The sequence below is a fragment of the Streptomyces sp. NC-S4 genome (assembly GCF_054353315.1).
Genome location: NZ_CM135937.1, coordinates 3,198,353 through 3,223,333 on the forward strand (window position 1 = coordinate 3,198,353; position 24,981 = coordinate 3,223,333).

A 24,981-nucleotide genomic window follows, 5' to 3' on the forward strand; every position below is an offset into this window, starting at 1 on the left:
GGAAGTTCCTCCCGCAGAGAGCGAGCCCCGCCATGCCCAGAACCGGACGCCTGACCACCGCCACCGCCGTCCTCGCGGCGATATCCGCCCTCGCCACGGCCTGTACGGGCCAGGGCGCGGACACCGCCTCCGACGATCCGAAGGCGGACGTCACCCTCAACTTCTGGCACGGCTGGTCCGCGCCGAGCGAGGCCAAGGCGATCGAGGAGAACATCGCCCGGTTCGAGAAGGCGCACCCGAACATCAAGGTCGAGGTCACCGGGAACATGACCGACGACAAGATCAACCAGGCGCTGCGGGCGGGCGGGGACAAGGCCCCCGACGTGGTGTCCTCCTTCACCACCGACAGCGTGGGCAAGTTCTGCAACTCCCGTGCCTTCGCCGACCTGAACCCCTTCCTCGCGAAGTCCGGGGTGGACAAGACGAAGGTCTTCCCCAAGACCCTGCTGGAGTACACGGAGTTCGAGGGCAACCAGTGCACGCTGCCGCTGCTGCACGACGCGTACGGCCTCGTATACAACAAGACCGCCTTCGCGGCCGCCGGCATCACCGAACCCCCGAAGACCTGGAGCCAGTTCACCGAGGTCGCGCAGAAACTGACGAAAGCCGACCCGTCGGGCGACTCGTACGAGCAGGTCGGCCTGATGCCCACCTTCCACGGCTACGAGACCACCCCCATGCGGCTCGCCGCGCAGTGGAGCCCGGCCTACTTCGCCGCCGACGGCAGCTCCAACCTGGCCAAGGACCCGGCCTTCACGAAGATGCTGACCGCCCAGAAGGACCTGGTGGCCAAGCTCGGCGGCTACGAGAAGCTGGAGCGGTTCCGCAACACCTTCGGGGACGAGTGGAGCGCCGAACACCCCTTCCACACCGGCCGGGTGGCCATGCAGATCGACGGCGAGTGGCGGGCCCCGATGGCGAAGGAGGCCGGCGTCGCCTTCGAGATCGGCACCGCGCCGCTGCCCGTCCCCGACGAGCAGGCCGCCGACTACGGCAAGGGCTACCTCTCCGGCACGATCATGGGCATCGCCTCCGGCAGCAAGAAGCAGAACGCCGCCTGGGAGCTGGTCAAATACATGACCACCGACACCGAGGCGGTGGTGGCCTTCGCCAACGCCATCCACAACGTCCCGTCCACGTTCGCCGCCCTGGAGTCCCCGGACCTCCAGGTGACCCCGGAGTTCAAGACCTTCCTCGACATCGCCCGGCACCCGAAGTCCGGCACCACCCCGGCCAAGGCCGACGGCGGCACCTACCAGCTGACCTTCACGGACTTCGCGTACGCCGTCGAGAAGGGCGACGTCACCGACATCCCGGCCGGTCTCGCCAGGACCGACCGGCAGATCGACACGGACATCGCGAAGGCGAAGTAGCCCGATGACCGGCGCCCACCCCCTGCGATCGAAGCGGCGGCGCTCCGCCCTGCGGACCACGGCCTTCCTGTCCCCCTGGCTGATCGGCTTCGCCGTCTTCTTCCTCTACCCGCTGCTGTCCACCCTGTACTTCTCCTTCACCCGGTACGACGGCTTCCGCCCGCCCGCCTTCAACGGCGCGGACAACTGGAGCTACGTCTTCACGGACTATCCGCTCTTCTGGCCGGCGATGCGCAACACGCTGTGGCTGGTCCTCGTGATGGTGACCTGCCGGGTCGCCTTCGGCCTCGGCATCGGCCTGCTCATCACGAAGATCAAGACGGGGACCGGGATCTTCCGGACCCTGTTCTACCTGCCCTACCTGGCCCCGCCGGTCGCCGCGACCCTGGCCTTCGTCTTCCTGCTCAACCCCGGCACCGGCCCCGTCAACACCCTGCTGGACACGGTGGGACTGCCCACCCCCGGCTGGTTCACCGACGCCGACTGGTCCAAGCCGGCCCTGACCGCCCTCGCCCTGTGGGGGGTCGGCGACCTGATGGTCATCTTCATGGCCGCGCTGCTCGACGTACCCAAGGAGCAGTACGAGGCCGCGGAGCTGGACGGGGCCGGTGCCTGGGCGCGATTCCGCCACATCACCCTGCCCAACATCTCGCCGATCATCATGTTCGCCGTGGTCACCGGGGTCATCCAGGCCATGCAGTACTACGCCCAGCCGCTGGTCGCGGGGAAGGTCGCGGCCGGGGTGATCGGCGGCTCGGGACAGCAGTTCGAGCCGGGCTACCCCGACAAGTCCACCCTGACGCTGCCCCAGCTCGTCTACAACCTCGGGTTCCAGCGCTTCGACTACGGCACCGCCTGCGTCGTCGCGCTCGTCCTGTTCGCCCTCTCCATGGCCTTCACCGCGCTCCTGATGCGGCGCCGTGGCGGTCTGATCGGAGCAGGTGAATGAGCGGCGCGCGCACCGGACGGAGATCCTCTAAGGCGGTACTGCACTGGGTCGGGGTGCACTCGCTCGGCGTGGCCGCCGCCCTGTTCTTCGTCCTCCCCTTCGTCTTCCTCCTCCTCACCTCCCTGATGGGCGACCGGCAGGCGCTCACCCGCGACCTGTGGCCCGACACCTGGGAATGGGGCAACTACGCCAAGGTGTGGCACACCCCGGGCTTCCTGACCTGGTGGCGCAACACGCTCCTGTACGCCGGACTCGGCACCCTGTTGACCGTGGTCTCCTCCGTGCCCGTCGCGTACGCGCTCGCCAAGTTCCGCTTCCGCGGGCGGCGGCTCGCGCTGCTCCTCGTGATCGCCATGATGATGCTGCCGCCGCAGGTGGTGGTCATCCCCATGTACCTCTTCTGGGCGAAGCAACTCGACCTGTCGGGCACCCTGTGGCCGCTGATCGTCCCGATGGCCTTCGGCGACGCCTTCTCCATCTTCCTGCTCCGCCAGTTCCTGCTGACCATCCCCGACGAGTACCTGGACGCGGCCCGCGTCGACGGCTGCGGCGAGGTGCGCACCCTGCTGCGCGTGGTCCTGCCGATGGCCCGCCCCGGGATCGCCGCCGTCGCGCTCTTCCAGTTCTTCTGTGCCTGGAACGACTACTTCGGCCCGCAGATCTACGCCTCCGACAACCCGGCCGCCTGGACCCTCAGTTACGGGCTGGAGTCCTTCAAGGGGGCGCACCACACCAACTGGAACCTGACCATGGCCGCGACCGTACTGGTCATGGCCCCGGTGATCGTCCTCTTCTTCTTCGCCCAGAAGGCGTTCGTCGAGGGAGTCACCCTGACCGGCGTGAAAGGCTGACGATGAAACTCGCAGTGGTGGGCGGCGGTTCCACCTACACCCCCGAACTGGTCGACGGGTTCGCACGGCTGCGCGACACCCTGCCCGTCAGCGAGCTCGTACTGATCGACCCGGCCGCCGAGCGGCTGGAGCTGATCGGCGGCCTGGCCCGGCGGATCTTCGCCCGGCAGGGCCACCCGGGCCGCGTCACCACCACCTCCGACCTCGACGCGGGCATCACCGGGGCCGACGCGGTCCTGCTGCAGCTGCGCGTCGGCGGGCAGGCCGCCCGGCTGCGGGACGAGACCTGGCCGCTGGAGTGCGGCTGCGTCGGGCAGGAGACCACCGGCGCGGGCGGGCTCGCCAAGGCACTGCGCACGGTCCCGGTGGTCCTCGACATCGCCGAGCGGGTCCGGCGGACCAACCCGGACGCGTGGATCATCGACTTCACCAACCCGGTCGGGATCGTCACCCGGGCCCTCCTGCGGGCCGGGCACAAGGCCGTCGGGCTGTGCAACGTCGCCATCGGCCTCCAGCGGAAGTTCGCGGCCCTGCTGGACCTGGCGCCGGCCGACATCCACCTGGACCACGTGGGCCTCAACCACCTCACCTGGGAGCTCGGCGTGCGCCGGGGCGGCCCGGGCGGCGAGGACCTGCTGGGGACGCTGCTCGCCGTGCACGGCGAGGCCGTCGCCGGGGACCTGCGGCTGCCGCGGGCGGTGCTGGACCGGCTCGGCGTCGTGCCCTCGTACTACCTGCGCTACTTCTACGCCCACGACGAGGTCGTCCGGGAACTCGGGACCAAGCCCTCGCGGGCCGCCGAGGTCGCCGCGATGGAACGCGAACTGCTCGCCCTGTACGGGGATCCCGCGCTCGACGAGAAGCCGGCGCTGCTGGCGAAACGGGGCGGCGCCTTCTACTCCGAAGCCGCCGTGGACCTGGCCGCCTCCCTGCTGGGCGACGGCGGACCGGCCGTGCAGGTGGTCAACACGTACAACAACGGCACGCTGCCCTTCCTGCCGGACGACGCGGTGATCGAGGTACAGGCCCGCGTCGACGGATCCGGCGCCGTTCCCCTCGCGGTTCCCCGGCTGGACCCGCTGTTCTCCGGGCTGATCTCGCACGTGAGCGCGTACGAGGACCTCGCGCTGGACGCGGCCGTGCGCGGCGGGCGCGAGCGGGTCTTCAAGGCAATGCTGGCGCACCCGCTCATCGGGCAGTACGACCTGGCCGAAGGGCTGACCGACCGGCTCCTCGCGCACAACAAGGAGCACCTGCCATGGGCGTGACCCTTCCCTCGGTGCTGGCGATCGACGCGGGCAACAGCAAGACGGACGTGGCGCTCCTCGCCCCGGACGGCTCGGTGCTGTGCTCCGGCCAGGCCGGGGGCTTCCAGCCGCCGCGCACGGGGGTGGCCGCGGCCGTCGACGTGCTCGCCGGGGCGATCGCCGACGCCGGGCTGCGCACGGACCCCGGGGCCGGGCCGTGGGCCGAGCACGTGTCGGCGTGCCTGGCCAACGCCGACTTCGCGGTGGAGGAGCGGGAGCTGGCGCGGGAGATCGAGCGCCGCGGCTGGGGCCGTACGACGGCGGTGTACAACGACACCTTCGCGCTGCTGCGCTCCGGACTGCCGACGGGCGCCGGCCCGTGCGGGGTCGCGGTGGTGTGCGGGGCGGGCATCAACTGCGTCGGGATGACCCCGGACGGGCGGACCGCGCGCTTCCCCGCGGTCGGACGGATCTCCGGCGACTGGGGCGGCGGGGGCGGACTGGCCGAGGAGGCCCTGTGGTTCGCGGCCCGGGCCGAGGACGGGCGGGGCGGGCCGACGGAGCTGGCCCGGGCGCTGCCCGCACACCTCGGGCAGCCGTCGATGGCCTCGCTGATCGAGGCGATGCACCTGGGCCGGGTGCCGCACGCGCGGCGGCACGAGCTGACCCCGGTGCTGTTCGCGGTGGCGGCCGCCGGGGACCCGGTGGCGCTGTCGCTGGTGCACCGGCAGGCGGACGAGGTGGTGGCCATGGCATCGGTGGCGCTGGGACGCCTGGGCCTGCTGGAGCAGGAGGTCCCGGTGGTGCTGGGCGGCAGTGTGCTGGCGGCCGGACACCCGCAGCTCAACGACCGGATCGCGGCGGGCCTCGCCGAACGGGCCCCGCGCGCCCGGATCCGCGTGATCACGGCCCCGCCGGTGCTCGGCGCCGGACTGCTGGGCCTGGACGCGCTCGGCTCCCCGCCCGAGGCGTACGAAAAACTCCGTACCCATTTCGGTTGAACCCGCCCCGGAAGCCGTCCGGTCTGGAACCGTGGCGCCCATACGGACGTATTGACGGTGAAGGGGCGACGAAGGGGGCCCTCGGGGACGGATCGCCCCGGATCCAGCACCGGGTGCTGTGGTCGACCGGCACTACGGCCATACTGCTGCGCAGGGGGTACCTCCCAGCGTCGGCTGGAGGACGACAGGACCGAGGGGGAGGTCACGGTGGCGATCACATCACGCGCGCCCGCGCCCGGGGGAGGTACGTCCGTGCCGTCCGCCGGGCCGACGGCCGCGCCGCCCGACGGGCCGCCCGGGCGGACCGCCTGGGCCGAGGGCGTGGAGCGGCTGCGCGAGGCGGCGACCACCGAGCCGGGCCGGCTGCGGATCATCGGCGCGGTACTGGCCGCCCTGATCGTGCTGTTCGGCACGGTGAGCGTCTGGGAGATCTCCGACCGGGCCGCGGCCGCCGACGACGTGGTGGGCCGCAGCCAGCCGCTGAGCGCGGAGGCGGCGAGCATCTACCGCTCCCTGGCGGACGCCGACACGACCTCCTCCAGCGGGTTCCTGCTGGGGGCCCAGGAGCCGCGCGAGGTCCGCCAGCGGTACGAGAAGGACATCGCCAACGCCTCCAAACTGCTGGTGAGCGCGGCCGCCAACACCGGCGGCAACGAGGACTCCCGCCGGCAGATCACCGTGCTGAGCGAGCAGCTCCCGCGCTACACCGGCCTGATCGAGCAGGCCCGGGCCACCAACCGGCAGGGCCTGCCGCTGGGCGGTGCCTACCTCCGCTACGCCAACGAGCAGATGACCACCCAGCTGCTGCCCGCCGCCCAGCGGCTGTACGAGTCGGAGACCAAGCGGCTCTACCGGGACCACGACGACGCCCGGTCCTGGCCGCTGGCCTCGATCGGTCTGGGCCTGCTCACCCTCGCCGCCCTGGTCTGGGCGCAGCGGCGCAACTACCGGCACACGAACCGGGTCCTCAACCACGGGCTGGTGGCGGCGACGGCCGCGTCGGTGGTGGTCCTGCTGTGGCTGGCCGTGGGGCACACGGTGGCGCGGTCCTCGCTGAGCGAGGCCCGGGCGGACGGGCAGGAGTCGATGAAGGTGCTCAACGACGCGCGGATCGCCTCCCTGCAGGCTCGGGCCGGGGAGAACCTGACCCTGATCGCGCGGGGCGCCGTACTGGCCGAGGACAAGAAGTCCGACAAGTACGACGTGGACTTCACGAACAACATGAAGCAGCTGGACGCCGGGCTGGCGACCGCGCTGCGGATCGCCGACGACGCGGCCGGCCGGGACCCCGTCAGCCGGGCGGCGGACGGCGTGAAGCAGTGGAAGCAGCGGCACACGGCGGCCCGGGAGGCGGACTTGAAGGGGGACTACGAGGCCGCGCTGCCCCAGGTCGTCGGGGACGAGAAGCACAAGGAGAGCAGCGGCGCCGCCTTCGACACGGTGGACGCCTCCCTGGAACAGGCCGTCGCCCACGAGCAGCAGGAGTTCACCCGCTCCGCCCAGGACGGGATCGGCGCGCTGGGCGGGCTGGTGACGGGCTCGGCGGCCCTGGCGGTCATCGGTGCGGCAGCGGCTCTGCTCGGCATCGGGCGCAGGCTTTCGGAGTACAGGTGAGCGCGATGCGGATACGAGCCGGGCGGGCCGCCGAAGGTCACGAGAACCACGGGAACAACGGGAACCACGGGAACCACGAGGTCCCGGAGCGCCGGGCGGGCCGGGCCGGGCGCGCGGCGAGCACCGGCGCGGCGTCCGGCATCCGCCGCGCCGCGGGCCGGCTGCGCGGCTGGGGCGGGGTGAGCGCGATGGCCGTCGCCTGCGTGACGACCGCCGCCGTCGTCCTGCTGCCGCTGGCCCACGCGGCGCCCGACACCGGCCGGCCGGCCGTCCACCGGCCCGCGTCCATGGCGGCTGCCCCGGCCGCGCCCTGGGCCCTCGCCGACACCTGCCAGGACCCCGAGGCCAGCCTGCGCCCCTCCGATGTGGACGGGGCGGCCATCGCGCGGATCAAGGCGGCCGGCAAGCTCGTCGCCGGCGTGGACCAGAACAGCTTCCGCTGGGGCTACCGCAACCAGACCGCGGAGGGCAGCCGCCTCGACGGCTTCGACATCGACCTGGTCAAGGCCATCGCCAAGGACATCCTGGGCGACGAGAACGCGGTCATCTACCGGGCCATCCCCACCAGTCAGCGCATCCCCGCCCTCCAGGAGGGGCGCGTCGACATCGTCGTAAGGACCATGACCATCAACTGCAAGCGGCTGGAGGACGTCGCCTTCTCGACGGCCTACTTCGAGGCCGGACAGCAGGTGCTGGCGCCCAAGGGCTCGCCGATCACCGGGTACGACCCCTCGCTGAAGGACCGGCGGATCTGTTTCGCGGCCGGTTCCACGGCGGAGGCCGCCCTGAAGGCCCAGTCGTACGGCTCGGTGCCGGTCACCGTCGCCAACCAGCTGGACTGCCTGGTCCGGCTGCAGCTGGGCGAGGTCGACGGCATCATCACGGACAACGCCCTCGCCGCCGGGCAGGCCGCGCAGGACCCGTCGGTGCAGCTGGTGGGCTCGCCCTTCACCCGCGAGTTCTACGGGGTGGCGATGAACAAGGACGCCCCGGACCTGGTCCGCCGGGTCAACAAGGTGCTGGAGAACTACCGTGCGGGCGGCAGTGACAGCCCGTGGATGAAGGCGTACCTCAAGCACCTGCAGCCCGTGCTGCCCGGCGTGACCGCGCCCCCCGTACCCAAGTACCGGGACGGCTGAGGCCCGTGACGGTTTCGGACACGGGACCGGGCGCGGGGCAGGATACGAGGACGTACACGGAGGCGGCGGAAGCGGAGGCACAGTCGGTGGAGGCGGGGTCTGCAGTGATGGACCGGGACGACGTCGACCGCGCCCTGGCCCGGCTGGGCGCGGAGCACGAGGCCGTCGAGACCTCGTTGCTCGCCCTCCAGGACCACGCCGGGCGCCGGCTGCTGGAGGGCGCCTCGCTCAGCGGGACCACCGAGCAGCGGTGGACGGCCGCCGACGCGGACATCACCCGGCTCTGGACGTACTTCGACGCCTACAGCGGGGCCCTGGCCGCCGCCCGGGAGGTACGGGAGCGGCGCCGCTGGCCGAACCGCGAGGACCTGATCGAGCTCACCGAGCGGCTGCGCGGGCCCGGCGTACTGATCGCCGGGGCCGCCACCGAGGGCGCCGCGCTGGCCGAGCGGCTCTCGCTCGCCGAGCTGGTGGCCCGGATGAACGGCCTGTACGCCCGCTCGCTGGACGTGGTGGTCGCCGCCGACGCCGTGTGGTCGGCGCTGCCCGCCCGGATCGACCTGCTCGCCGCCGAGCTGCACCGCACCCGCTCGCTGGCCCACTCGGTGGGCGTGCGGCCGGGCGAGCACCCCTCCGGCGACGACCTGCAGGACATCACCGCCGAGCTGACGGAGCTGCGCACGCAGGTGATCGCGGACCCGCTGGCCTTCTGGCTCCCGGCGACGGGCAGCTCCGCGCCCGGCGGCGGCCGTCCGGACACCGCTCGCTACGACCGGGCCGCGCTCGCGCTGGAGGACGTACGCCGCGAGATCGAGGCGGTGCTGGACGTACGGCAGGACGCCGAACAGCGGCTGATCGCCCTGCGGGACGTGCTCTCGCGGGCCGACCGGACCCTGGCGGAGGCCCGGACCGCGCGCGGCGAGGTGCTGGCGAAGATCGCCGCGTCCGAGGTGCCCGCGGTGAGCGGCCCGCCCACGGTGCTCCAGGAACAGCTCGCGGCGGCCGCCGAACACCGGCGTCAGGCCCGCTGGCACCGGCTCTCACCTCTGCTGGAATCGCTGGAGCAGCGCGCCGAGGAGGAACTCCGGCGGGCCCGTGAATCGTTGACCGCCGTGACGGCGCCCCTGGCCGTACGGGCCGAGCTGCGCGGCCGGCTCGACGCGTACAAGGCGAAGGTGGCCCGGCACGGAATGGCGGAGGACCCCCTGCTGATCGAGCGGTACGACGCCGCCCGGCGGATGCTGTGGAGCGCACCCTGCGACCTGCGGGCCGCCGAGCAGGCCGTCCTGCGCTACCAGGTGGCGACGGCGGAGTCACTGCTGGCGCCCCAGGACCGGCCCGAGCAACCACGACACCAGGAACAGCGGCCCGACGGGCCGGGGGAGGAAAACGCATGAGCCTGATCGGAACCGCGTGCGTCCGTCCCGGCTGCCCCGGGGCGTACGAGGACATGGGCGGCGGCGAGGTCTACTGCGACACGTGCGGGCTGGCACCGATCGGCTCGATCGCGGCGGGCGCGGACGAGCTGGTGTCGCCCCCGACGGGGATGACGAGCGCGGCCCGGGGCTCCCTGGGCTCCGGCGGGTCCCGTGGATCGATGGGCTCGCAGGGCTCCCACGGCTCGGCGCGGTCCTCGGCCTCGGCGCGCTCCTCCCGCTCCTCCTCCTCGCGCCGCTCGGTGTCCGGACGGCTGTCGCGCTCGGTGTCGGGGACGGTCTCCACCCGTTCGGTGTCGGTGCGCAGTTCGGGCTCGGCGGCCTCGGGCCGCAGCCGGCTGGGCGCCGGACTGGTCAACGTGCCGGAGGTGCCGCGTCCGAATCCCTCGACGGCGGTCCTGGAGAACCCGGAGGTGCCGGAGCGCAAGCGGTTCTGCTCGCGCTCGGACTGCGGGGCCCCGGTGGGCCGCTCCCGGGGCGACCGGCCGGGCCGGACGGAAGGGTTCTGCACCAAGTGCGGGCACCCGTACTCCTTCGTGCCCAAGCTGCGCTCCGGTGACGTGGTGCGCGGACAGTACGAGGTGCTGGGCTGCCTCGCGCACGGCGGCCTCGGCTGGGTGTACCTCGCGGTGGACCGGGCGGTCGCGGACCGGTGGGTGGTGCTCAAGGGCCTGCTGGACACCGGGGACCAGGACGCGATGGAGGCCGCGATCTCGGAGCGGCGCTTCCTCGCGGAGATCGAGCACTCCAACATCGTGCGGATCTACAACTTCGTGGAGCACCTGGACCAGCGGACCGGTTCGCTGGACGGGTACATCGTCATGGAGTACGTCGGCGGCAAATCGCTGAAGGAGATCGCGAACGAGCGGCGCCGGCCGGACGGCCGGCGCGACCCGCTGCCGGTGGAGCAGGCCTGCGCCTACGGCATCGAGGCGCTGGAGGCGCTCGGCCACCTGCACAGCAGGAACCTCCTGTACTGCGACTTCAAGGTCGACAACGCGATCCAGCAGCAGGACCAGCTGAAGCTGATCGACATGGGCGCGGTGCGACGGATGGACGACACCGAGTCGGCCATCTACGGCACGGTGGGCTACCAGGCCCCCGAGGTCGCGGAGCTGGGACCCTCGGTCGCCTCCGACCTCTACACGGTGGCGCGGACGCTGGCCGTGCTGACCTTCGACTTCCAGGGCTACACCAACGTGTTCGTGGATTCGCTGCCGGATCCGGAGCACATCGAGGTGTTCCGGCGGTACGAGTCCTTCTACCGGCTGCTGGTCCGGGCCACCGACCCGGACCCGGGGCGGCGGTTCTCGTCCGCGCAGGAGATGGCCGACCAGCTGACGGGTGTGCTGCGGGAGGTGGTCGCCCTGCAGACCGGCCGGCCGCGGCCGCAGCTGTCCACCCTCTTCGGCCCGGAGCTGCGGGTCCCCGACACCCAGCTGTTCGCCGACGCGGCCGACAGCGCCGTCTCCCGGCTGGGCTACCGGCCGATCGCCCCGCGGCGGGGCGGCGGACTGCTCGGACTCGTCGGCCGCGGCCGGGGCTCGGCCGGTGCGCACGCGCCCGGCGCCGCCGCGGCGGCCGGGGCGACGGCCGGCGGGGCGCTCGGCCCGCAGGGCCTTTCGCCCGTCGGCGGGACGCCGTCCGGTGGAGCGCACGGTCCCGGGGCGGCCGGTCCCGGGGCGGCCGGCGGCGCGGGTCCCTGGGGGCCCGGCACGGGCGCATCGGAGACGGGCACGGCCGGGCTCGGGACCACCGCCACGCATGTGACGGGTGCTCCGGTGCCGGGTCAGCGAACCGCGCCGCCCGCCGCGGCCCGGCCCGCGGGGGCCGTACCGGTCCCCGTGCTCCTGTCCCCGGAGCCGGCCCCCATGAGAGCGACGACCCTCGACGCCCGCGACACCGCGCTGGCCCTGCCCGTACCGCTGGTGGACGCGGCCGACCCCAACGCCGGTTTCCTGACGGGTCTGCTGGCCTCCGCGCCGGGCGATCTCCTGGGCGCCCTCGGCGCGGCGCCGGCCGACTCGGCCGAATTGCGGCTGCGGGAGCTGCGGGCCCGTCTGGAGCTGGGCGAACTGCCCGAGGCCGGACACACCCTGGCGGATCTGGAGGCCAGGCATCCGGACGACTGGCGGGTGGTGTGGGCCCGTGGCATCGCCTCGCTGGCCACCGGAGACGACGAGATAGCGGCCCTGTCCTTCGACGCGATCTACGACGCCTTCCCGGGCGAGCCCGCGCCGAAGCTGGCGCTGGGGCTGTGCGCCGAGGTGCTGGGCCAGCTGGACAACGCCGCCGAGTACTACCGCCTCGTGTGGATCACCGACCCGGGATTCGTGAGCGCGGCCTTCGGGCTGGCCCGCGTCCAACTGGCCGCCGGGGACCGGGACGCGGCCGTGCGGACGCTGGAGTCCGTGCCGGAGGCGTCCATCCACTACACCGCCGCGCGGGTGGCGGCCGTACGGGCACGTCTGCGCGACCGGTCCCCTCAGGAGCCGCTGCTGGACGACTTGGCGGCCGCCGCGGACCAGGTGGAGGCCTTGCAGCGGTTCGGACTGGACCCGGAGCGGCAGGAAAGGCTCCGGGCGGAGGTTCTGGGCTCGGCCCTGGACTGGGTACTGTCGGGTAGCCGGGGTTCCGACCCCGGTCGGACCTCGCTGCTCGGCAGTCAACTGGACGAGCGGGGCCTGCGCTTCGGACTGGAGCGCTCGTACCGCGTCCTCGCACGGCTGGCGCGGCGTGGCGAGGAGAGGATCGAACTGGTGGAGCGGGCAAACCGTTTCCGTCCCCGGACGTGGGTGTGAGTGATGTCGATGCATCGGCTGTCGGGCTGCCCCAGCTGCGCGGAACCCCTGGAGGAGGGTGACCGTTTCTGCGGCGTCTGCGGCCACGCCGTGAGCGCGCCGCCCCCGGCCGCCGCGGACCACCCGACCGTCCCCATCCCACCAGCACCGCCGGCGCCCCCGGCGCCATCGGCCCGGCCGGCCGCCGCGGGCGCCACGGCGGGCGGTTACGCGAGCCCGGCCCCCGCCGTCCCGCACGCCGCCGCCGAGCCCGCCCCCGGCTGGGGCAGCGTGGCCGCGGCCGCGCCGACGCTGGTCGACGAGCCGGCCGCCTGGACCGCCGCCCCGGCGGAACCGGAGCCGGAACCGGAGCCTCGGCAGGGCCCGGCCGGGGTCACTTACGCGGCGTCCGGCCACGGGAACCCGTACGGCACCGGCACCCCGCCGGAAGGCACCCCGTGGGGCGCGGCGGAGCACCCGTACGGCGCCGCGGACGGCCCCGAGACCTGCCACGACCGGCCCGGGGGCGACCCCGCGCCCTGGGGCCCGGGCGAAGCCCCGTACGAGAGCGCGCCCCCGCCCGGCGGCGCGGCCGGCGGGAAGACCTGCGTCGCCTGCCGTGCCGGGCGCGTCGACACCGACGGGTACTGCGAGCACTGCGGGCACGCGCAGCCCCGCGAGCGCGACCACATCGAGGAGGAGCTCGGGAGCGTCGCCGCCGTCACCGACCGGGGTCTGCGCCACCACCGCAACGAGGACTCGTTCGCCGTGTCGGCCACCGCCCTGCCCGGCGGCTCGGCCGCCACCGTGGCCATCGTCTGCGACGGCGTCTCCTCGGCCAGCCGCCCCGACGAGGCGTCGGCGGCCGCGGCCGTCGCCGCCAACGAGGCGCTGCTCGAGGCGCTCCCGCGCGGCGCCCACCCCCAGGAGGCCATGCACGAGGCGATCCTGGCCGCCGCCGAAGCCGTCAATGCCCTGGCCCCGGAGACCCCCGGCGCGCAGAACGCCCCCGCCTGCACCCTGGTCGGCGCCGTCGTCGGCGGCGGGCTGCTGACCATCGGCTGGGTGGGCGACAGCCGTGCCTACTGGGTCCCCGACGACCGCGCCGCCCTGCCCCGCCGCCTCACCGAGGACGACTCCTGGGCCGCCCAGATGGTCGCCGCCGGCCTGATGGGCGAGGCCGAGGCCTACGCGGACGTCCGCGCGCACGCCATCACCGGCTGGCTGGGGGCCGACGCGTACGACCTCGAACCGCACACCGCGACCTTCAAGCCCGACCACCCCGGTGTGGTGGTGGTCTGCACCGACGGACTGTGGAACTACGCGGAATCCGCGCGGGAGATGGCCCAGGTGGTACCCGCCGACGCCGCGACCCGCCCGCTGCACAGCGCCCAGGTACTGGTGGGGTACGCACTCGACGGCGGCGGCCACGACAACGTCACCGTGGCGGTCGTGCCGTTCGCCATGCACCCCGAGCAGGAACCGGGACCGGATGCGGAGCCGGGCCCGGCGGCAGGACCGGAATAGGAAGTGGAAGCGCGCCCGCAGGTCTGACCCGCCTGCCCGAGCCCCCTAGGAGTCCAACCGATGGCGAATTTCGCCAAGCCGAGTGCCCCACGGTTCAGCGTGGAGGTGTACCAGAACGAGTTTCTCCCCGAGGGCGGACGGGACGTCCACGCCATCGTCACGGTCACCGCCACCGGCGGTGCCACCGCCACGCGCACGCCGGTCGCCGACGGCACGGCGGCCGTGGTGCTCATGGTCGACTGCTCGGGATCCATGGAGTACCCGCCGGAGAAGATGCGCGGGGCCCGTGAGGCCACGGCGGCCGCCATCGACACCCTGCGCGACGGCACCGCCTTCGCCGTGATCGCCGGTACGCACGTGGCCAAGGAGGTCTACCCCGGCCAGGGCCGCCTGGCGGTCGCGGACGCGACGACCCGGGCCCGGGCCAAGGAGGCCCTGCGCGGGCTGAGCTCCGGCGGCGGCACCGCGATCGGTACCTGGCTGCGCCTCGCGGACGGCCTGCTGCGCGGCTCCACCGCCGCCATACGGCACGGAGTCCTGCTGACCGACGGGCGCAACGAGCACGAGGAGCCGGCCGTGCTCCGCGCCACCCTCGACGCGTGCGCGGGCCACTTCACCTGCGACGCCCGCGGGGTGGGCACCGACTGGGACGTCAAGGAGGTCACCGGGATCGCGCACGCACTGCTCGGCTCCGCCGACATCGTGGCCGACCCGGCCCACCTCGCCGAGGACTTCACGCGCATGATGGAGAACGTCATGGGCAAGGAGGTCGCGGACGTCGCCCTGCGCCTGTGGACCCCGGTCGGCGTGGAGATCCAGTACGTCAAGCAGGTTGCTCCCGTCCTCCAGGACCTGACCGACCGCCGCACCGAGGCGGGCCCGCGGGCCGGCGACTACCCGACCGGTTCGTGGGGCGACGAGTCCCGCGAGTACCACGTGTGCGTCCGCGTCCCGACGGCCACCGTGGGCCAGGAGATGCTCGCCGCCCGCGCCACGCTCGTACTGCCGGCCACGGCGGGCGGGCCCGACGAGAAGCCGACCGTACTGGCCCAGGGCCTGGTGCGCGCGGTGTGGACGGACGATCTGGCGGCGTCCACCGCCATCAACGCGCAGGTCGCCCACTACACCGGACAGGCGGAGCTGGCGGAGGCTATCCAGCAGGGCCTGGAAGCCCGCAAAATGGGCGATGTGGGTGGTGCCACGGCCAAGCTGGGGCGTGCGGTACAACTGGCGAGTTCCTCCGGAAACGCCGACACAGCACGACTCCTGGCGAAGGTGGTGGATGTGGTGGACGCGGTGGCGGGTACTGTGCGGCTGAAAGCGAAGGTCGCCGATGCCGACGAGATGACTCTTGACACGCGTTCGACGCAGACCGTCCGAGTGAAGAAGACCTGAGAAGACCTGCCGTGATGACGCAGGGAGAAGAAGGGGGAAGCGCCGCCATGCCGACCTGCCCGAACGGGCACCAGTCCGCGTCCGACGACTGGTGCGAGGTCTGCGGCCATCGCATGGCTGCCTCGGAGGGACCGCCGCCGGTCCCCTCCTACGGCTACGGCTTCCCCCCGACCGCCGGTGAACCGACCGCCCAGGCCGAGCTCTGCCCGCAGTGCCGGACCCCGCGCGAGGCCATGGCCCCGTTCTGCGAGGAGTGCCGCTACAACTTCCTGACCCGTACCGCGACCTCGTACGCGCCGCCCGCCCCGGACGCCGGACCCCAGGCGACGGGTACCGGCGTCGGTGGTGGTGTCGGTGTCGGTGGTGGTGTCGGTGTCGGCGGTCCCGGAGGCCGCGGTACGCCTCCGCCGCCCGTGCCCGCTCCCGGGACCTACTCCCAGGACCACTTCGAGTACCAGGGCTCGCGGCCGTCCCGGGTCAACCGGCCGGCCGAGCCGCTCCAGCGCGAGGACGACTGGCTGCTGCCGCCGCCCGCGCACGAGTCGCCGCTGGAGTACCAGCGGGCCCCGCAGCCCCAGTACCAGCAGCAGCCCCCGCCGCAGCAACAGCGGGAGTACCAGCAGGAGTACCAGCAGCAGGGACCGCCGCCCCAGCAGCAGTACCAGCAGCAGGCCCCGCCGCAGCACCAGCCCTTCCCGCCCCAGGGCGGGGGTGCCTGGAGCGCGACGGTCGGCCCCGACCGCTCGTACTTCATGGCGATGATGCAGCGCAGCGGCCCCGAGGCCGCCGGGCTCAACATGCCCGCCTACTCCCCGGAGCAGCACCTTCCGCTGTCGGGCGGCCAGATCACCATCGGCCGCCGCCGCGCCTCCACGGGCGAGTCCCCCGACATCGACCTGTCGGTGCCCCCGGAGGACCCGGGTGTCTCGCACCAGCACGCGGTGCTTGTCCAGCAGCCCGACCTCAGCTGGGCGGTGGTGGACCAGAACTCCACCAACGGCACCACCATCAACGGCGGCGAGGAGCCGATCCAGCCCTACGTCCCGGTCACCCTCGCCGACGGCGACCGGGTCCACGTGGGCGCCTGGACGACGATCACGATCCGCCGCGGCTGATTCACCCCTCCCCCAGGGGCCACACGTACGGCCCCTGGGGATCGTCCAGCCACGACCACTGGCCCTCGGTGCTGACCGAGACCCCGAAGCGTTCCCGGGCCGGGCGGCCCTCACGGCGCCACAGGTCCAGGGCCTCACGGGGGTGCAGTGCGCCCGCGGTGAGCACGAGCATGAACTGGAAGCGCTCGTTCTCCACCAGCTCGTACGGAAGCCCGTACTCGGTGACGGCCGGTTCGGGCGGCGGGGCGGCCGTGGCCCCGCGCAACGGGACGAAGTACGCCGACGTGTGCAGGAAGTTGCCCTCGGCGAAGGCGGCGTCCCGGACGGTCAGCGCGATCAGACCGGTCGACAGCGGCGCCAGGATCCGCGCCCCCGGCCGGCACTGGCCGAGCCAGGCGTGCGGGATCCGCGGCAGCGTGCAGGTCACCATGATCCGGTCGAACGGGGCCCGGGCCGGGCAGCCGCGCGCGCCGTCGCCGGTGACCACCACCGGGCGGTAGCCGAGCTCGGCCAGGTGCGCCCGGGCGGACTCGGTGATCTCCTCGTCGAGGTCCACGGTGGTGACGTGTTCCTCGCCGAGCCGGTGGCAGAGCAGGGCCGCGTTGTAGCCGGTGCCGGCGCCGATCTCCAGGACGTCGTCGCCGTCGCGCACGTCCAGGGCGGCGAGCATCTTCGCCATCAGCGAGGGCTGGCTGCTGGAGGAGACCTGCAGGCCGTCGCGCATCCGCGTCGCCAGTGGGGTGTCGACGTAGACCCCGCGAAGCCAGCGGGCCCGGCGTTCGGGGTCCGGGTCCTCGGCCCACAGCCGCTCGTGACCGGCGCCGCGGCCGGTCCAGAAGTACGGGACGAACACGTGCCGGGGCACGGCGGCGAAGGCCGCCCGCCAGCGCGGGTCCTCCAGCACCCCTGCGGCGGTCAGCTCCCGCACCTGGGCGGCGTGCGCGGTCTCCCGCAGGTCCCGGGTCTCGGTGTGCGCGGTGTGTGCGGCCATGCCTCCACTGTCCTGCGCCGCGCCGCCGCGTGCGAGCGCGGCGGGGGCCGGGGGATGGTCCTAGGACCTCGGTCCTGGATCCGGGCGTCTGAGACGATGGTCGGGTGAATGAGATTCCGCGGGGCACGCTTCAGGAGCAGACCTTCTACGAGCAGGTGGGCGGCGAGGACACCTTCCGCCGCCTCGTGCGGCGTTTCTACGAGGGGGTCGCGCAGGACCCGCTGCTGCGCCCGATGTACCCGGAGGAGGACCTGGGCCCCGCCGAGGAGCGGTTCGCGCTGTTCCTGATGCAGTACTGGGGCGGTCCGACCACCTACAGCCAGCACCGCGGCCACCCGCGCCTGCGCATGCGGCACGCGCCGTTCCAGGTGGACGCGGCCGCCCACGACGCGTGGCTGCGGCACATGCGGGTCGCGCTGGACGAGCTGGGCCTGGCGCCGGAGCACGAGGCGCAGCTGTGGAAGTACCTGACGTACGCCGCCGCCTCGATGATCAACACGGCGGGCTAGCCCGTCTCTTCCGGATCTGTCAGACCGGCCGGACCTGGAGGGCGCCCAGGCCGCCGGTGGCACCGGGGCGGCGCATGGCGACGGATCCGTACGGGGTGCGCAGCCGCAGCCACGTCCCGGCGGCGAGCAGCGCCACGGGGGCCGGTTCGCCCGGCGGGCGGGCGGGGGCGGGCACGGCGGCCCGTACCGGCCGCAGGAAGCCCAGGGACTGCGCGGCGTGCACCGCGCGCAGCGGGAGCTCGGTGTCGCCCAGGGTGCGGGACCAGATCTCGCGGCCGATGCGGTCGCGCTCGGACCGGGTCCGGTGCTGCACGGGCAGGGCCTCGTCCCGGGCCCGGAACTCGGCGACGGCGGCGGCCACGGCCGCTCCCATCGCCTCGGGGCCGGGCAGCCCCGGAACCTGCCGCCAGCCGCCGCGGGGCGGGAGCACGCCGGCCCAGGGCGGTCCGGTGACCGGCCCGGGCACGACGGCCTCGGCCGAGGCCTCGTCCACGGACTCCAGCAGCTCACCGGCGGACACCGTCAGGTCCAGCGGCATCGCGACGGGTGCGGCGAGCCGCACCGTACGGATGGCCAGGATGTCGAAGGACGGCGGCCGTCCGAAGACGGCGAGCGCGCCGCCGCCTGCCTGGAGGCGTACGGCGGCGGCGCGGTCGTAGTGCACCAGCCGGCCCAGGAAGGCGGCGAGGTCCGCCGCCTCCCCGGAATCGGCGAAGCGCAGCTGGTCGTTCATGCCGCGAGGGGTCCGTTCGAGGACGCGGTCGCGGTCGCGGGTTCGTCGAGGTACTCCTCGAGGAAGTGCCGCTCCTCGGCCGTGATGCGGCGGGGCCGCCCCGCGGCGAGGTTGTAGGGCACGACCACCGTCTCGGCGCGCACGTAGACCGTCTCGGGCCTGTCCTCGGTCGCCTCGTCCTTGACCTCGTAGCGGATGGTCAGGGACGCGGCCCCTATCCGGGTCACCCAGGACTCGATCAGGACGGGCTCGTGGCGGTGCACGAGGGGCAGCTTGTAGTCGATCTCGTGACGGGCCACGACGGACCCGCCCGTGAAGGACTCACTGCCCTCCCCCGGCGCGAGGCGGAACATGAAGTCGATCCGCGCCTCCTCCAGATAGCGGAGGAAGACGACGTTGTTGACGTGCCCGAAGGCATCCATGTCCGCCCAGCGCAGGGGGCACCGGTAGTGGTGTCTGGCCATGACGGCGACCTCAGCCTCGGGTGAGCTTCTTGTAGGTGGCACGGTGCGGACGGGTGGCGTCCGGGCCGAGCCGCTCGATCTTGTTCTTCTCGTAGGACTCGAAGTTGCCCTCGAACCAGAACCACTTCGAGTCGCCCTCGTACGCCAGGATGTGCGTGGCGACCCGGTCCAGGAACCAGCGGTCGTGGGAGACGACCACGGCCGCACCCGGGAACTCCAGCAGCGCGTTCTCGAGCGAGGACAGGGTCTCGACGTCGAGGTCGTTGGTGGGTTCGTCGAGGAGCAGCAGGTTGCCGCCCTGCTTGAGCGTCAGCGCCAGGTTCAGGCGGTTGCGCTCACCACCGGACAGGACGCCGGCCGGCTTCTGCTGGTCCGGGCCCTTGAAGCCGAAGGCGCTGACGTACGCGCGGGACGGCATCTCGACGTTGCCGACGTTGATGTAGTCCAGCTCGTCCGACACGACCGCCCAGAGGGTCTTCTTGGGGTCGATGTTGGCGCGGCCCTGGTCCACGTACGAGATCTTGACGGTCTCGCCGACCTTGATCTCGCCGGAGTCCGGGGTCTCGAGGCCCTGGATCATCTTGAAGAGCGTGGTCTTGCCGGCGCCGTTCGGGCCGATGATGCCGACGATGCCGTTGCGCGGCAGCGTGAACGACAGGTCGTCGATGAGGACCTTGTCGCCGAACGCCTTCGAGAGGTTGTTGACCTCGACCACGATCGAGCCCAGGCGCGGGCCCGGCGGGATCTGGATCTCCTCGAAGTCGAGCTTGCGCATCTTGTCGGCCTCGGCCGCCATCTCCTCGTAGCGAGCGAGACGGGCCTTGGACTTCGCCTGGCGGCCCTTGGCGTTGGAGCGGACCCACTCCAGCTCTTCCTTGAGGCGCTTGGCGCGCTTCTCGTCCTTCTTGCCCTCGACCTTGAGGCGCTCGGCCTTCTTCTCCAGGTAGGTGGAGTAGTTGCCCTCGTACGGGTGGGCGCGGCCGCGGTCGAGCTCGAGGATCCACTCGGCGACGTTGTCGAGGAAGTAGCGGTCGTGGGTGACGGCCACGACGGCGCCCTTGTACTGGGCCAGGTGCTGCTCCAGCCAGTTCACGGACTCGGCGTCGAGGTGGTTGGTGGGCTCGTCGAGGAGCAGCAGGTCGGGGGCCTCCAGCAGCAGCTTGCAGAGGGCCACGCGGCGCTTCTCACCACCGGAGAGGGTGGTGACCGGCCAGTCGCCGGGCGGGCAGCCCAGGGCGTCCATGGCCTGCTCCAGCTGGGCGTCCAGGTCCCACGCGTTGGCGTGGTCCAGGTCGTCCTGGAGCTTGCCCATCTCCTCCATCAGCTCGTCGGTGTAGTTCGTCGCCATTTCCTCGGCGATCGCGTTGAACCGGTTGAGCTTGGTCTTGATCTCGCCGACGCCGTCCTCGACGTTCTCGAGCACGGTCTTGGACTCGTCGAGCTTGGGCTCCTGCATGAGGATGCCGACGGAGTATCCGGGAGAGAGGAAGGCGTCACCGTTCGACGGCTGCTCCAGACCCGCCATGATCTTGAGAACGGTGGACTTGCCGGCGCCGTTCGGGCCGACCACACCGATCTTCGCGCCGGGCAGGAAGTTCAGGAAGACGTCGTCAAGAATCACCTTGTCGCCGTGCGCCTTGCGCGTCTTGCGCATGGTGTAGATGAACTCAGCCAAGAGAAACCGTCCGGCAGATCGATGGTGGGCAGATACACCCCATCTTGCCGTACGTCCATACCCTCGGGCGAATGGGTAGGTCAGCCGCCCCTGACCTGGGGGGGCGGCCCCGGGCCGCCAGGGCCGCCCGGGCCGGGCAGGATGGTGGGGAGTGCGGGGGCGCGGCCTCCGTCGGGCGTACGGAGGTAGATGTGAACAACGCGCTGCTGGCGCTCGCCGGCGCGATCGTCGCCGTGACCGGCACCCTGCTCGCGCCGATCCTTTCGCAGCGCGTGCTCGCACGCGTACAGACGGAACAGTTCGAACGGCAGCAGCGGGCGGCCGACGCCCAGTGGCTGCGCGAGCAGCGCTTGGCGGAGGTGGAGAAGCGGCGGGCCTGCTACGTCACGGCGAACTCCGGCTACCGCCGCTACCGCATCGAGCTCATGAAGTACCTGTGGCTCGTCCACAAGGGGGAGGCCACCGCGCAGGCGCGGGCCGATCTGGAGGAGGCGCGGCACTCCATGCACACGGCCTTCGCGGAGGCCCAGATGGTCGCCTCGGACGCGGTGCTGCGGGAGCTGGACGCGATGACGAAAACCCTGGCCGGCGCGTACAGCCGCACCCTGCACCTGCAGGACGGCGAACCGCACCCCGGCTGGTCGTTCGAGGAGATACAGGCCGAGCTGCTGCGGCTGGGGGACCGCTGGAGGAACATGCGCGGCGTCATGCGGGCCGACCTGGGCGTGGATCCCGGACCGGCCGGCTCCTGACCCGCGCGTCGGCCTGAGCCGGTCAGCGGGGGCGGTAGACGGTCAGGGCGCCGGGGAGCTGGTCGAGGACGAGGGCGGTCGGGGCCTCGGCGTACTCGCCGTCGTAGGCGAGCGGGGTGCCCGCGGGGATGTCCCCGATGCGCAGGCTGCGCAGGCGGGTGGCCACGTGGACGGGCGAGCGGCTCAGCGGGCCCGTGAAGGCGGCGGCCAGCAGCCGCGGGCCGGGGCGGCCGCCGCCGTGGACCAGCCGCAGGTCCAGCAGGCCCTCGCCGAGGCTGTCGCGGCGGCGGGGGGTGGGGCCGGTGCCGTGGTAGGTGCCGTTGCCCGCGAAGAGCAGCCATACGCTGCGGGGCCGCCCGGCCAGCCTCAGCCGCACGGGCCGCTGCGAGCGCAGGACCCGCCAGGCCGCCAGCAGCGCGGCCGGGCCGCCGCCGATGCGGGGGGCCCAGCGCAGCCGGTGGCCGAGCAGCTCCGGGTAGGCGCCGATGCTGAAGTTGTTCAGGAAGTAGCCGCTCTCGCCGTCGGGCCCGGGGGAGAAGCGGCCCACGCCGATGCGGACGGCCTGCCCCCGCGCCACGGCCTCGCAGGTCGCCTCGGCCCCGGCGAGGCCGAGGTCCATCGCGAAGTGGTTGAGGGTGCCGCCGGGGAACACGGCGAGCGGCACACCTGCCCCCAGCGCGGCGGTGGCGGCCGCGTTGATCGTGCCGTCGCCGCCGCAGACCCCGAGCACGGTGGCCCGTGCGGCTGCCTTCGCGAGCGTGGCGGGCAGCTCCGGGCCCTCGCACTCGATCACCTCGGCCGCGGGCAGGCGGGTGCGCAGGACGTCGAGTCCCTCGGCGGCCGTGCCCGACCCGTTGTTGACCACCACGGTGAGGCCGGCCCCGTCGGGCAGCGCGGGGGCCCCGGCGGCCGGCCGCTCGTCGCCCGGTACGACCCGGGCCTCCTTCGCGTCGCGCGCGAGGCGGCGTACGACGAACCCGGCGGCCACCCCGAGTGACGCGCCCACGAGCACGTCGGAGGGGTAGTGCACCCCGGTGTAGACCCTGGAGAACGCCACGGACGCGGCGACCGGGGCCAGGACGGCCCCCCAGCCCGGGGAGGCCAGCGCCACCCCGGTGGCGAAGGCGAAGGCCGAGGCGGAGTGCCCGGACGGGAAGGAGGTGGTCTGCGGCTGTGTCGCCAGCTGCCGGGACAGGGGCACGCCCTCCAGCAGCGGCCGGGGCCGGCGCACGGACCATTTGCCGACGGTATTGATGGTCGCGGAGGCCAGCGCCAGCGAGGCGACCCCGCGCACGGCGGCCTTTCGGGCGCCGGCCGACCCGAAGACCGCGATGGCCGCGGCGGCCCCGCCCCACAGCACTCCGTGGTTCGCGGCCCGGCCGAGCCGGGGCAGCACCCGGTCGGCTCCGGGCCAGTGCCGCCGGGCCACCGCGTCGAAGAGCCGGCGGTCCCACCGGGCGAAGGTGCCGGACCAGGTCAGTTCTTGATCAGCCATCTTCTGCCCCTACCCCGAGCGGCGGATCCGAACCGGTCCGCGCGGCCACCCGGCCCATCGGGCCGTTCACCCGGCCCATCGGGCCCGTTCACCCGGCTCGTCGGGCCTGTCCGACCGGGGTCTCAGGGCATGTGCACCCGGGGTCTCAGGGCGTGTCCTCCTCGTCCAGCGGGCGCTTGCGGAGCAGCAGCACCACCAGACCGCCCAGGACCACCAGGCCCACCGCCAGGGAGGCGATGACCGGGGTGGCCGCCGAGCTGCCGCTGGTCGCCAGCCGCTCCTCGTCGGGGGAGGTCGTCGCGAGCGCCGTGGACCGCGAGCCCAGCACCTCGGCCGCCGAGCCGGAACCGGCCTCCGATGCCTCGCCCGGGGTGGCTCCCTCCGCCGTCGCCGGCGGCTGCGGCCAGACCGCCGTGGCCGTGGCGGCGGCCGCGGACTCGCTGGAGCCGGCCACGATCTGGGCGTGGGCCGGCAGCTCGCCGGTGAAGACCCGCCCGACCGGCACCTTGGTCGTGCCCTGGACGGTGACCGAGGCCGTCCCGTCGGGGGTGCCCTCGGGCACCTCGAAGTAGAGCCGGCTCCCGTTGACGGCGGTGGTCAGCGGCTGCCCCTCGGCATCCACCACCCGCACCCCCATCGCGACGGCCGCCGCGTCCGGGATGACCGACACGCTCGGCGCCCCGGTCCGCACGGTCACCGGGCCGAGCCGGGTACCCACCGCCCCCGACACCTCGCCCGGGTCCAGTCCGAGCGAGGCGGGCGGCTCCGGCAGCTGCCCGGCGGCCCGCTGCAGATAGTCGGCCAGCTTCTCGGCCGCCGGGTCGGCGGCCTCGACCTGCACCCCGTCCGCCAGCCGCCAGATCGCCACCTGGGTCCCGGCGGCCGCGCTCTGTGCCGTGAGGGCCCCGGCCCCGGCCGCCTCGGCGAGCCCTGCCAGGTCGTTGCGCTGGGGGTAGGAGTGCTCCAGGACCCAGCGGATCCGCCCCGCCTCCCGGCTCCCGGCGAGCGGGCTGCGGCTCCAGGCGCTCTCGGTGTACCGGGCCTGGGGCTGGGCGTTGCCCGTCACGCCGACTCCGTACGTCTGGAGCATTCCGCCGCCGTCGACGCGCATCTCGAAGAGTCCGGCCGGAATCTGCCGGACCGAGCCGTCCTTGGACCGCAGGACCGCCTGCCCGAACGTCTTCAGCCCGTCCAGCACGGCGCTCGCACCCTCGGGTGACCTGGGCGCCACCGGGCCCGAGTCGGCGGCCGCCCCCGCCGCGGGAGCGGCGGCGAGGGCCGCGGCCAGCAGGGCCACCGCCAGCGGCCGGCGCGCGGAGCCCCGTACCGAGGCCGGAGGTTCGAGAGGAACCGGGGCAGGAGCAGGAGCAGGAGCAGGTTCAGGAGCGGAGGATGCGGGAACGGCAATCGACACAGTCTTCCCCTTCGGGCCAATGACCCAGGTGCCCGTGAGTACCGGGGAATCCTATCCGCCTCGAACACTCAGACCACCGCCGCCTTCTGATTGGCCATCAGTGGCGTGTCCGTCCGTACCACCCGCCGGAAGGCGGCGGTCCCCCGGTTCAGGTCGTGGCCGACGGCCGTCGCGTCGATCTCCGCGGAGAACCACCGGTTGCCCTCGCCGTCGGGCGGGTCCTCCCGCACCCGCAGCCGCCCGTGCACCACCAGCGGCTCGCCGACGGATACGGAGCCGGCGAGGTTCACGGCGAGCGCCCGCCTCGCCCACACCGTGTAGAAGCTGGTGGCCCCGTCCGTCCAGGTGTCCTTGCGCCGGTCGAAGTACCTCGGCGTCACCGCGAAGCGGAACCGTGCCGCCGGACCGTTCACCGTCTCCTTGTAGTCGATCTGCGTCGCCACATGGCCCACCAGCGTCACCTGGGTGTCGTACATGCCGGTCGTCCTCCCCCGTGGTCGCGGTCCGCACGGATCCGCACG

At 73.2% G+C, this 24,981-nt stretch carries 22 protein-coding genes; 14 read left to right on the top strand and 8 right to left on the bottom strand.

Features of this window, described 5'->3' with window-relative positions:
* Positions 1-32 precede the first annotated feature (32 nt).
* From ACXNSR_RS13985 to ACXNSR_RS14020, 8 genes are all read left to right on the top strand, one after another.
* Positions 33-1,373 (top strand): extracellular solute-binding protein, encoded by a 1,341-nt coding sequence (locus ACXNSR_RS13985; protein WP_458642364.1) that lies wholly within the window; start codon positions 33-35, stop codon positions 1,371-1,373.
* 4 nt (positions 1,374-1,377) lie between these two features.
* Positions 1,378-2,322 carry a carbohydrate ABC transporter permease gene (locus ACXNSR_RS13990; RefSeq protein WP_458642365.1) on the top strand — a complete coding sequence of 315 codons (945 nt, stop codon included), beginning with the start codon at positions 1,378-1,380 and terminating at the stop codon, positions 2,320-2,322.
* Entirely contained in the window at positions 2,319-3,173 is an 855-nt protein-coding gene (locus ACXNSR_RS13995) for a carbohydrate ABC transporter permease (RefSeq protein ID WP_458642366.1), read from the top strand. The genes ACXNSR_RS13990 and ACXNSR_RS13995 overlap by 4 nt, the downstream gene beginning before the upstream one ends.
* Positions 3,174-3,175: 2 nt before the next feature.
* Positions 3,176-4,441, top strand: coding sequence for a 6-phospho-beta-glucosidase (locus tag ACXNSR_RS14000; RefSeq protein WP_458642367.1), 1,266 nt, complete (start codon positions 3,176-3,178; stop codon positions 4,439-4,441).
* The gene (locus tag ACXNSR_RS14005) at positions 4,432-5,421 is read left to right on the top strand and encodes an N-acetylglucosamine kinase (protein WP_458642368.1); all 990 of its coding nucleotides are present in this window, start codon (positions 4,432-4,434) and stop codon (positions 5,419-5,421) included. Before ACXNSR_RS14000 ends, ACXNSR_RS14005 begins: the two co-directional genes overlap by 10 nt.
* A 207-nt stretch (positions 5,422-5,628) precedes the next feature.
* The gene (locus tag ACXNSR_RS14010; RefSeq protein WP_458642369.1) at positions 5,629-7,035 is read left to right on the top strand and encodes a hypothetical protein; all 1,407 of its coding nucleotides are present in this window, start codon (positions 5,629-5,631) and stop codon (positions 7,033-7,035) included.
* 188 nt (positions 7,036-7,223) lie between these two features.
* On the top strand, positions 7,224-8,174 hold the full coding sequence (locus tag ACXNSR_RS14015) for a glutamate ABC transporter substrate-binding protein (RefSeq protein WP_458643299.1): 951 nt from the start codon (positions 7,224-7,226) through the stop codon (positions 8,172-8,174).
* A gap of 107 nt (positions 8,175-8,281) precedes the next feature.
* The gene (locus tag ACXNSR_RS14020; protein WP_458642370.1) at positions 8,282-9,571 is read left to right on the top strand and encodes a coiled-coil domain-containing protein; all 1,290 of its coding nucleotides are present in this window, start codon (positions 8,282-8,284) and stop codon (positions 9,569-9,571) included.
* A 70-nt stretch (positions 9,572-9,641) separates the two neighbouring features.
* Here ACXNSR_RS14020 and ACXNSR_RS14025 read toward each other — a convergent pair whose 3' ends face one another.
* The gene (locus ACXNSR_RS14025; protein ID WP_458642371.1) at positions 9,642-9,968 is read right to left on the bottom strand and encodes a hypothetical protein; all 327 of its coding nucleotides are present in this window, start codon (positions 9,966-9,968) and stop codon (positions 9,642-9,644) included.
* Between the two features lie 10 nt (positions 9,969-9,978).
* Between ACXNSR_RS14025 and ACXNSR_RS14030 the strand changes: the two genes are divergently transcribed.
* From ACXNSR_RS14030 to ACXNSR_RS14045, 4 genes are read left to right on the top strand one after another with little or no spacing between them, the layout of a single operon-like run.
* On the top strand, positions 9,979-12,411 hold the full coding sequence (locus ACXNSR_RS14030; protein ID WP_458642372.1) for a serine/threonine-protein kinase: 2,433 nt from the start codon (positions 9,979-9,981) through the stop codon (positions 12,409-12,411).
* A 3-nt stretch (positions 12,412-12,414) separates the two neighbouring features.
* Positions 12,415-13,917: a protein phosphatase 2C domain-containing protein gene (locus tag ACXNSR_RS14035; protein WP_458642373.1), complete on the top strand. Its 1,503-nt coding sequence runs from the start codon at positions 12,415-12,417 to the stop codon at positions 13,915-13,917.
* Positions 13,918-13,977: 60 nt separating this feature from the next.
* Positions 13,978-15,312 carry a VWA domain-containing protein gene (locus ACXNSR_RS14040; protein ID WP_458642374.1) on the top strand — a complete coding sequence of 445 codons (1,335 nt, stop codon included), beginning with the start codon at positions 13,978-13,980 and terminating at the stop codon, positions 15,310-15,312.
* Positions 15,313-15,326: 14 nt separating this feature from the next.
* The gene (locus tag ACXNSR_RS14045; protein ID WP_458642375.1) at positions 15,327-16,427 is read left to right on the top strand and encodes an FHA domain-containing protein; all 1,101 of its coding nucleotides are present in this window, start codon (positions 15,327-15,329) and stop codon (positions 16,425-16,427) included.
* 1 nt (position 16,428) lies between these two features.
* Here the strand turns inward: ACXNSR_RS14045 and ACXNSR_RS14050 are convergent, their stop codons facing one another.
* Positions 16,429-17,418 carry a methyltransferase domain-containing protein gene (locus ACXNSR_RS14050; protein WP_458642376.1) on the bottom strand — a complete coding sequence of 330 codons (990 nt, stop codon included), beginning with the start codon at positions 17,416-17,418 and terminating at the stop codon, positions 16,429-16,431.
* Between the two features lie 104 nt (positions 17,419-17,522).
* On the opposite strand from ACXNSR_RS14050, the gene ACXNSR_RS14055 reads away from it, so the two are divergent.
* Complete coding sequence (locus ACXNSR_RS14055; protein ID WP_202201526.1) at positions 17,523-17,927, top strand: globin; 405 nt, start codon at positions 17,523-17,525, stop codon at positions 17,925-17,927.
* A gap of 19 nt (positions 17,928-17,946) precedes the next feature.
* Here the strand turns inward: ACXNSR_RS14055 and ACXNSR_RS14060 are convergent, their stop codons facing one another.
* From ACXNSR_RS14060 to ettA, 3 genes are read right to left on the bottom strand one after another with little or no spacing between them, the layout of a single operon-like run.
* Positions 17,947-18,660, bottom strand: a complete 714-nt coding sequence (locus ACXNSR_RS14060; RefSeq protein WP_458642377.1) for a hypothetical protein — start codon at positions 18,658-18,660, stop codon at positions 17,947-17,949.
* Positions 18,657-19,124, bottom strand: a complete 468-nt coding sequence (locus ACXNSR_RS14065; RefSeq protein ID WP_458642378.1) for an acyl-CoA thioesterase — start codon at positions 19,122-19,124, stop codon at positions 18,657-18,659. The genes ACXNSR_RS14060 and ACXNSR_RS14065 overlap by 4 nt, the downstream gene beginning before the upstream one ends.
* Positions 19,125-19,134: 10 nt before the next feature.
* On the bottom strand, positions 19,135-20,799 hold the full coding sequence (gene ettA, locus ACXNSR_RS14070; protein ID WP_376109931.1) for an energy-dependent translational throttle protein EttA: 1,665 nt from the start codon (positions 20,797-20,799) through the stop codon (positions 19,135-19,137).
* A 191-nt stretch (positions 20,800-20,990) separates the two neighbouring features.
* Between ettA and ACXNSR_RS14075 the strand changes: the two genes are divergently transcribed.
* The gene (locus ACXNSR_RS14075; RefSeq protein ID WP_458642379.1) at positions 20,991-21,551 is read left to right on the top strand and encodes a hypothetical protein; all 561 of its coding nucleotides are present in this window, start codon (positions 20,991-20,993) and stop codon (positions 21,549-21,551) included.
* A gap of 22 nt (positions 21,552-21,573) precedes the next feature.
* Here the strand turns inward: ACXNSR_RS14075 and ACXNSR_RS14080 are convergent, their stop codons facing one another.
* The 3 genes from ACXNSR_RS14080 to ACXNSR_RS14090 all read right to left on the bottom strand — a co-directional run bounded on the left by ACXNSR_RS14080 (position 21,574) and on the right by ACXNSR_RS14090 (position 24,936).
* On the bottom strand, positions 21,574-23,046 hold the full coding sequence (locus ACXNSR_RS14080; protein ID WP_458642380.1) for a phosphatase PAP2 family protein: 1,473 nt from the start codon (positions 23,044-23,046) through the stop codon (positions 21,574-21,576).
* Positions 23,047-23,191: 145 nt separating this feature from the next.
* Entirely contained in the window at positions 23,192-24,349 is a 1,158-nt protein-coding gene (locus tag ACXNSR_RS14085; protein WP_458643300.1) for a thioester domain-containing protein, read from the bottom strand.
* Between the two features lie 179 nt (positions 24,350-24,528).
* Positions 24,529-24,936, bottom strand: coding sequence for a single-stranded DNA-binding protein (locus ACXNSR_RS14090; protein ID WP_458642381.1), 408 nt, complete (start codon positions 24,934-24,936; stop codon positions 24,529-24,531).
* Between the last annotated feature and the right edge of the window lie 45 nt (positions 24,937-24,981).

What these genes read in the sequence shown, in the direction of transcription:
- ACXNSR_RS13990 (WP_458642365.1), top strand. Translation starts at nt 1,378, where the DNA reads ATGACCGGCGCCCACCCCCTGCGATCGAAGCGGCGGCGCTCCGCCCTG.
- ACXNSR_RS14015 (WP_458643299.1), top strand. Translation starts at nt 7,224, where the DNA reads ATGGCCGTCGCCTGCGTGACGACCGCCGCCGTCGTCCTGCTGCCGCTG.
- ACXNSR_RS14005 (WP_458642368.1), top strand. Translation starts at nt 4,432, where the DNA reads ATGGGCGTGACCCTTCCCTCGGTGCTGGCGATCGACGCGGGCAACAGC.
- ACXNSR_RS14035 (WP_458642373.1), top strand. Translation starts at nt 12,415, where the DNA reads ATGTCGATGCATCGGCTGTCGGGCTGCCCCAGCTGCGCGGAACCCCTG.
- ACXNSR_RS13985 (WP_458642364.1), top strand. Translation starts at nt 33, where the DNA reads ATGCCCAGAACCGGACGCCTGACCACCGCCACCGCCGTCCTCGCGGCG.
- ACXNSR_RS13995 (WP_458642366.1), top strand. Translation starts at nt 2,319, where the DNA reads ATGAGCGGCGCGCGCACCGGACGGAGATCCTCTAAGGCGGTACTGCAC.
- ACXNSR_RS14090 (WP_458642381.1), bottom strand. Translation starts at nt 24,936, where the DNA reads ATGTACGACACCCAGGTGACGCTGGTGGGCCATGTGGCGACGCAGATC.
- ACXNSR_RS14020 (WP_458642370.1), top strand. Translation starts at nt 8,282, where the DNA reads ATGGACCGGGACGACGTCGACCGCGCCCTGGCCCGGCTGGGCGCGGAG.
- ACXNSR_RS14040 (WP_458642374.1), top strand. Translation starts at nt 13,978, where the DNA reads ATGGCGAATTTCGCCAAGCCGAGTGCCCCACGGTTCAGCGTGGAGGTG.
- ACXNSR_RS14000 (WP_458642367.1), top strand. Translation starts at nt 3,176, where the DNA reads ATGAAACTCGCAGTGGTGGGCGGCGGTTCCACCTACACCCCCGAACTG.
- ACXNSR_RS14045 (WP_458642375.1), top strand. Translation starts at nt 15,327, where the DNA reads ATGACGCAGGGAGAAGAAGGGGGAAGCGCCGCCATGCCGACCTGCCCG.
- ACXNSR_RS14050 (WP_458642376.1), bottom strand. Translation starts at nt 17,418, where the DNA reads ATGGCCGCACACACCGCGCACACCGAGACCCGGGACCTGCGGGAGACC.
- ACXNSR_RS14080 (WP_458642380.1), bottom strand. Translation starts at nt 23,046, where the DNA reads ATGGCTGATCAAGAACTGACCTGGTCCGGCACCTTCGCCCGGTGGGAC.
- ACXNSR_RS14065 (WP_458642378.1), bottom strand. Translation starts at nt 19,124, where the DNA reads ATGGCCAGACACCACTACCGGTGCCCCCTGCGCTGGGCGGACATGGAT.
- ACXNSR_RS14060 (WP_458642377.1), bottom strand. Translation starts at nt 18,660, where the DNA reads ATGAACGACCAGCTGCGCTTCGCCGATTCCGGGGAGGCGGCGGACCTC.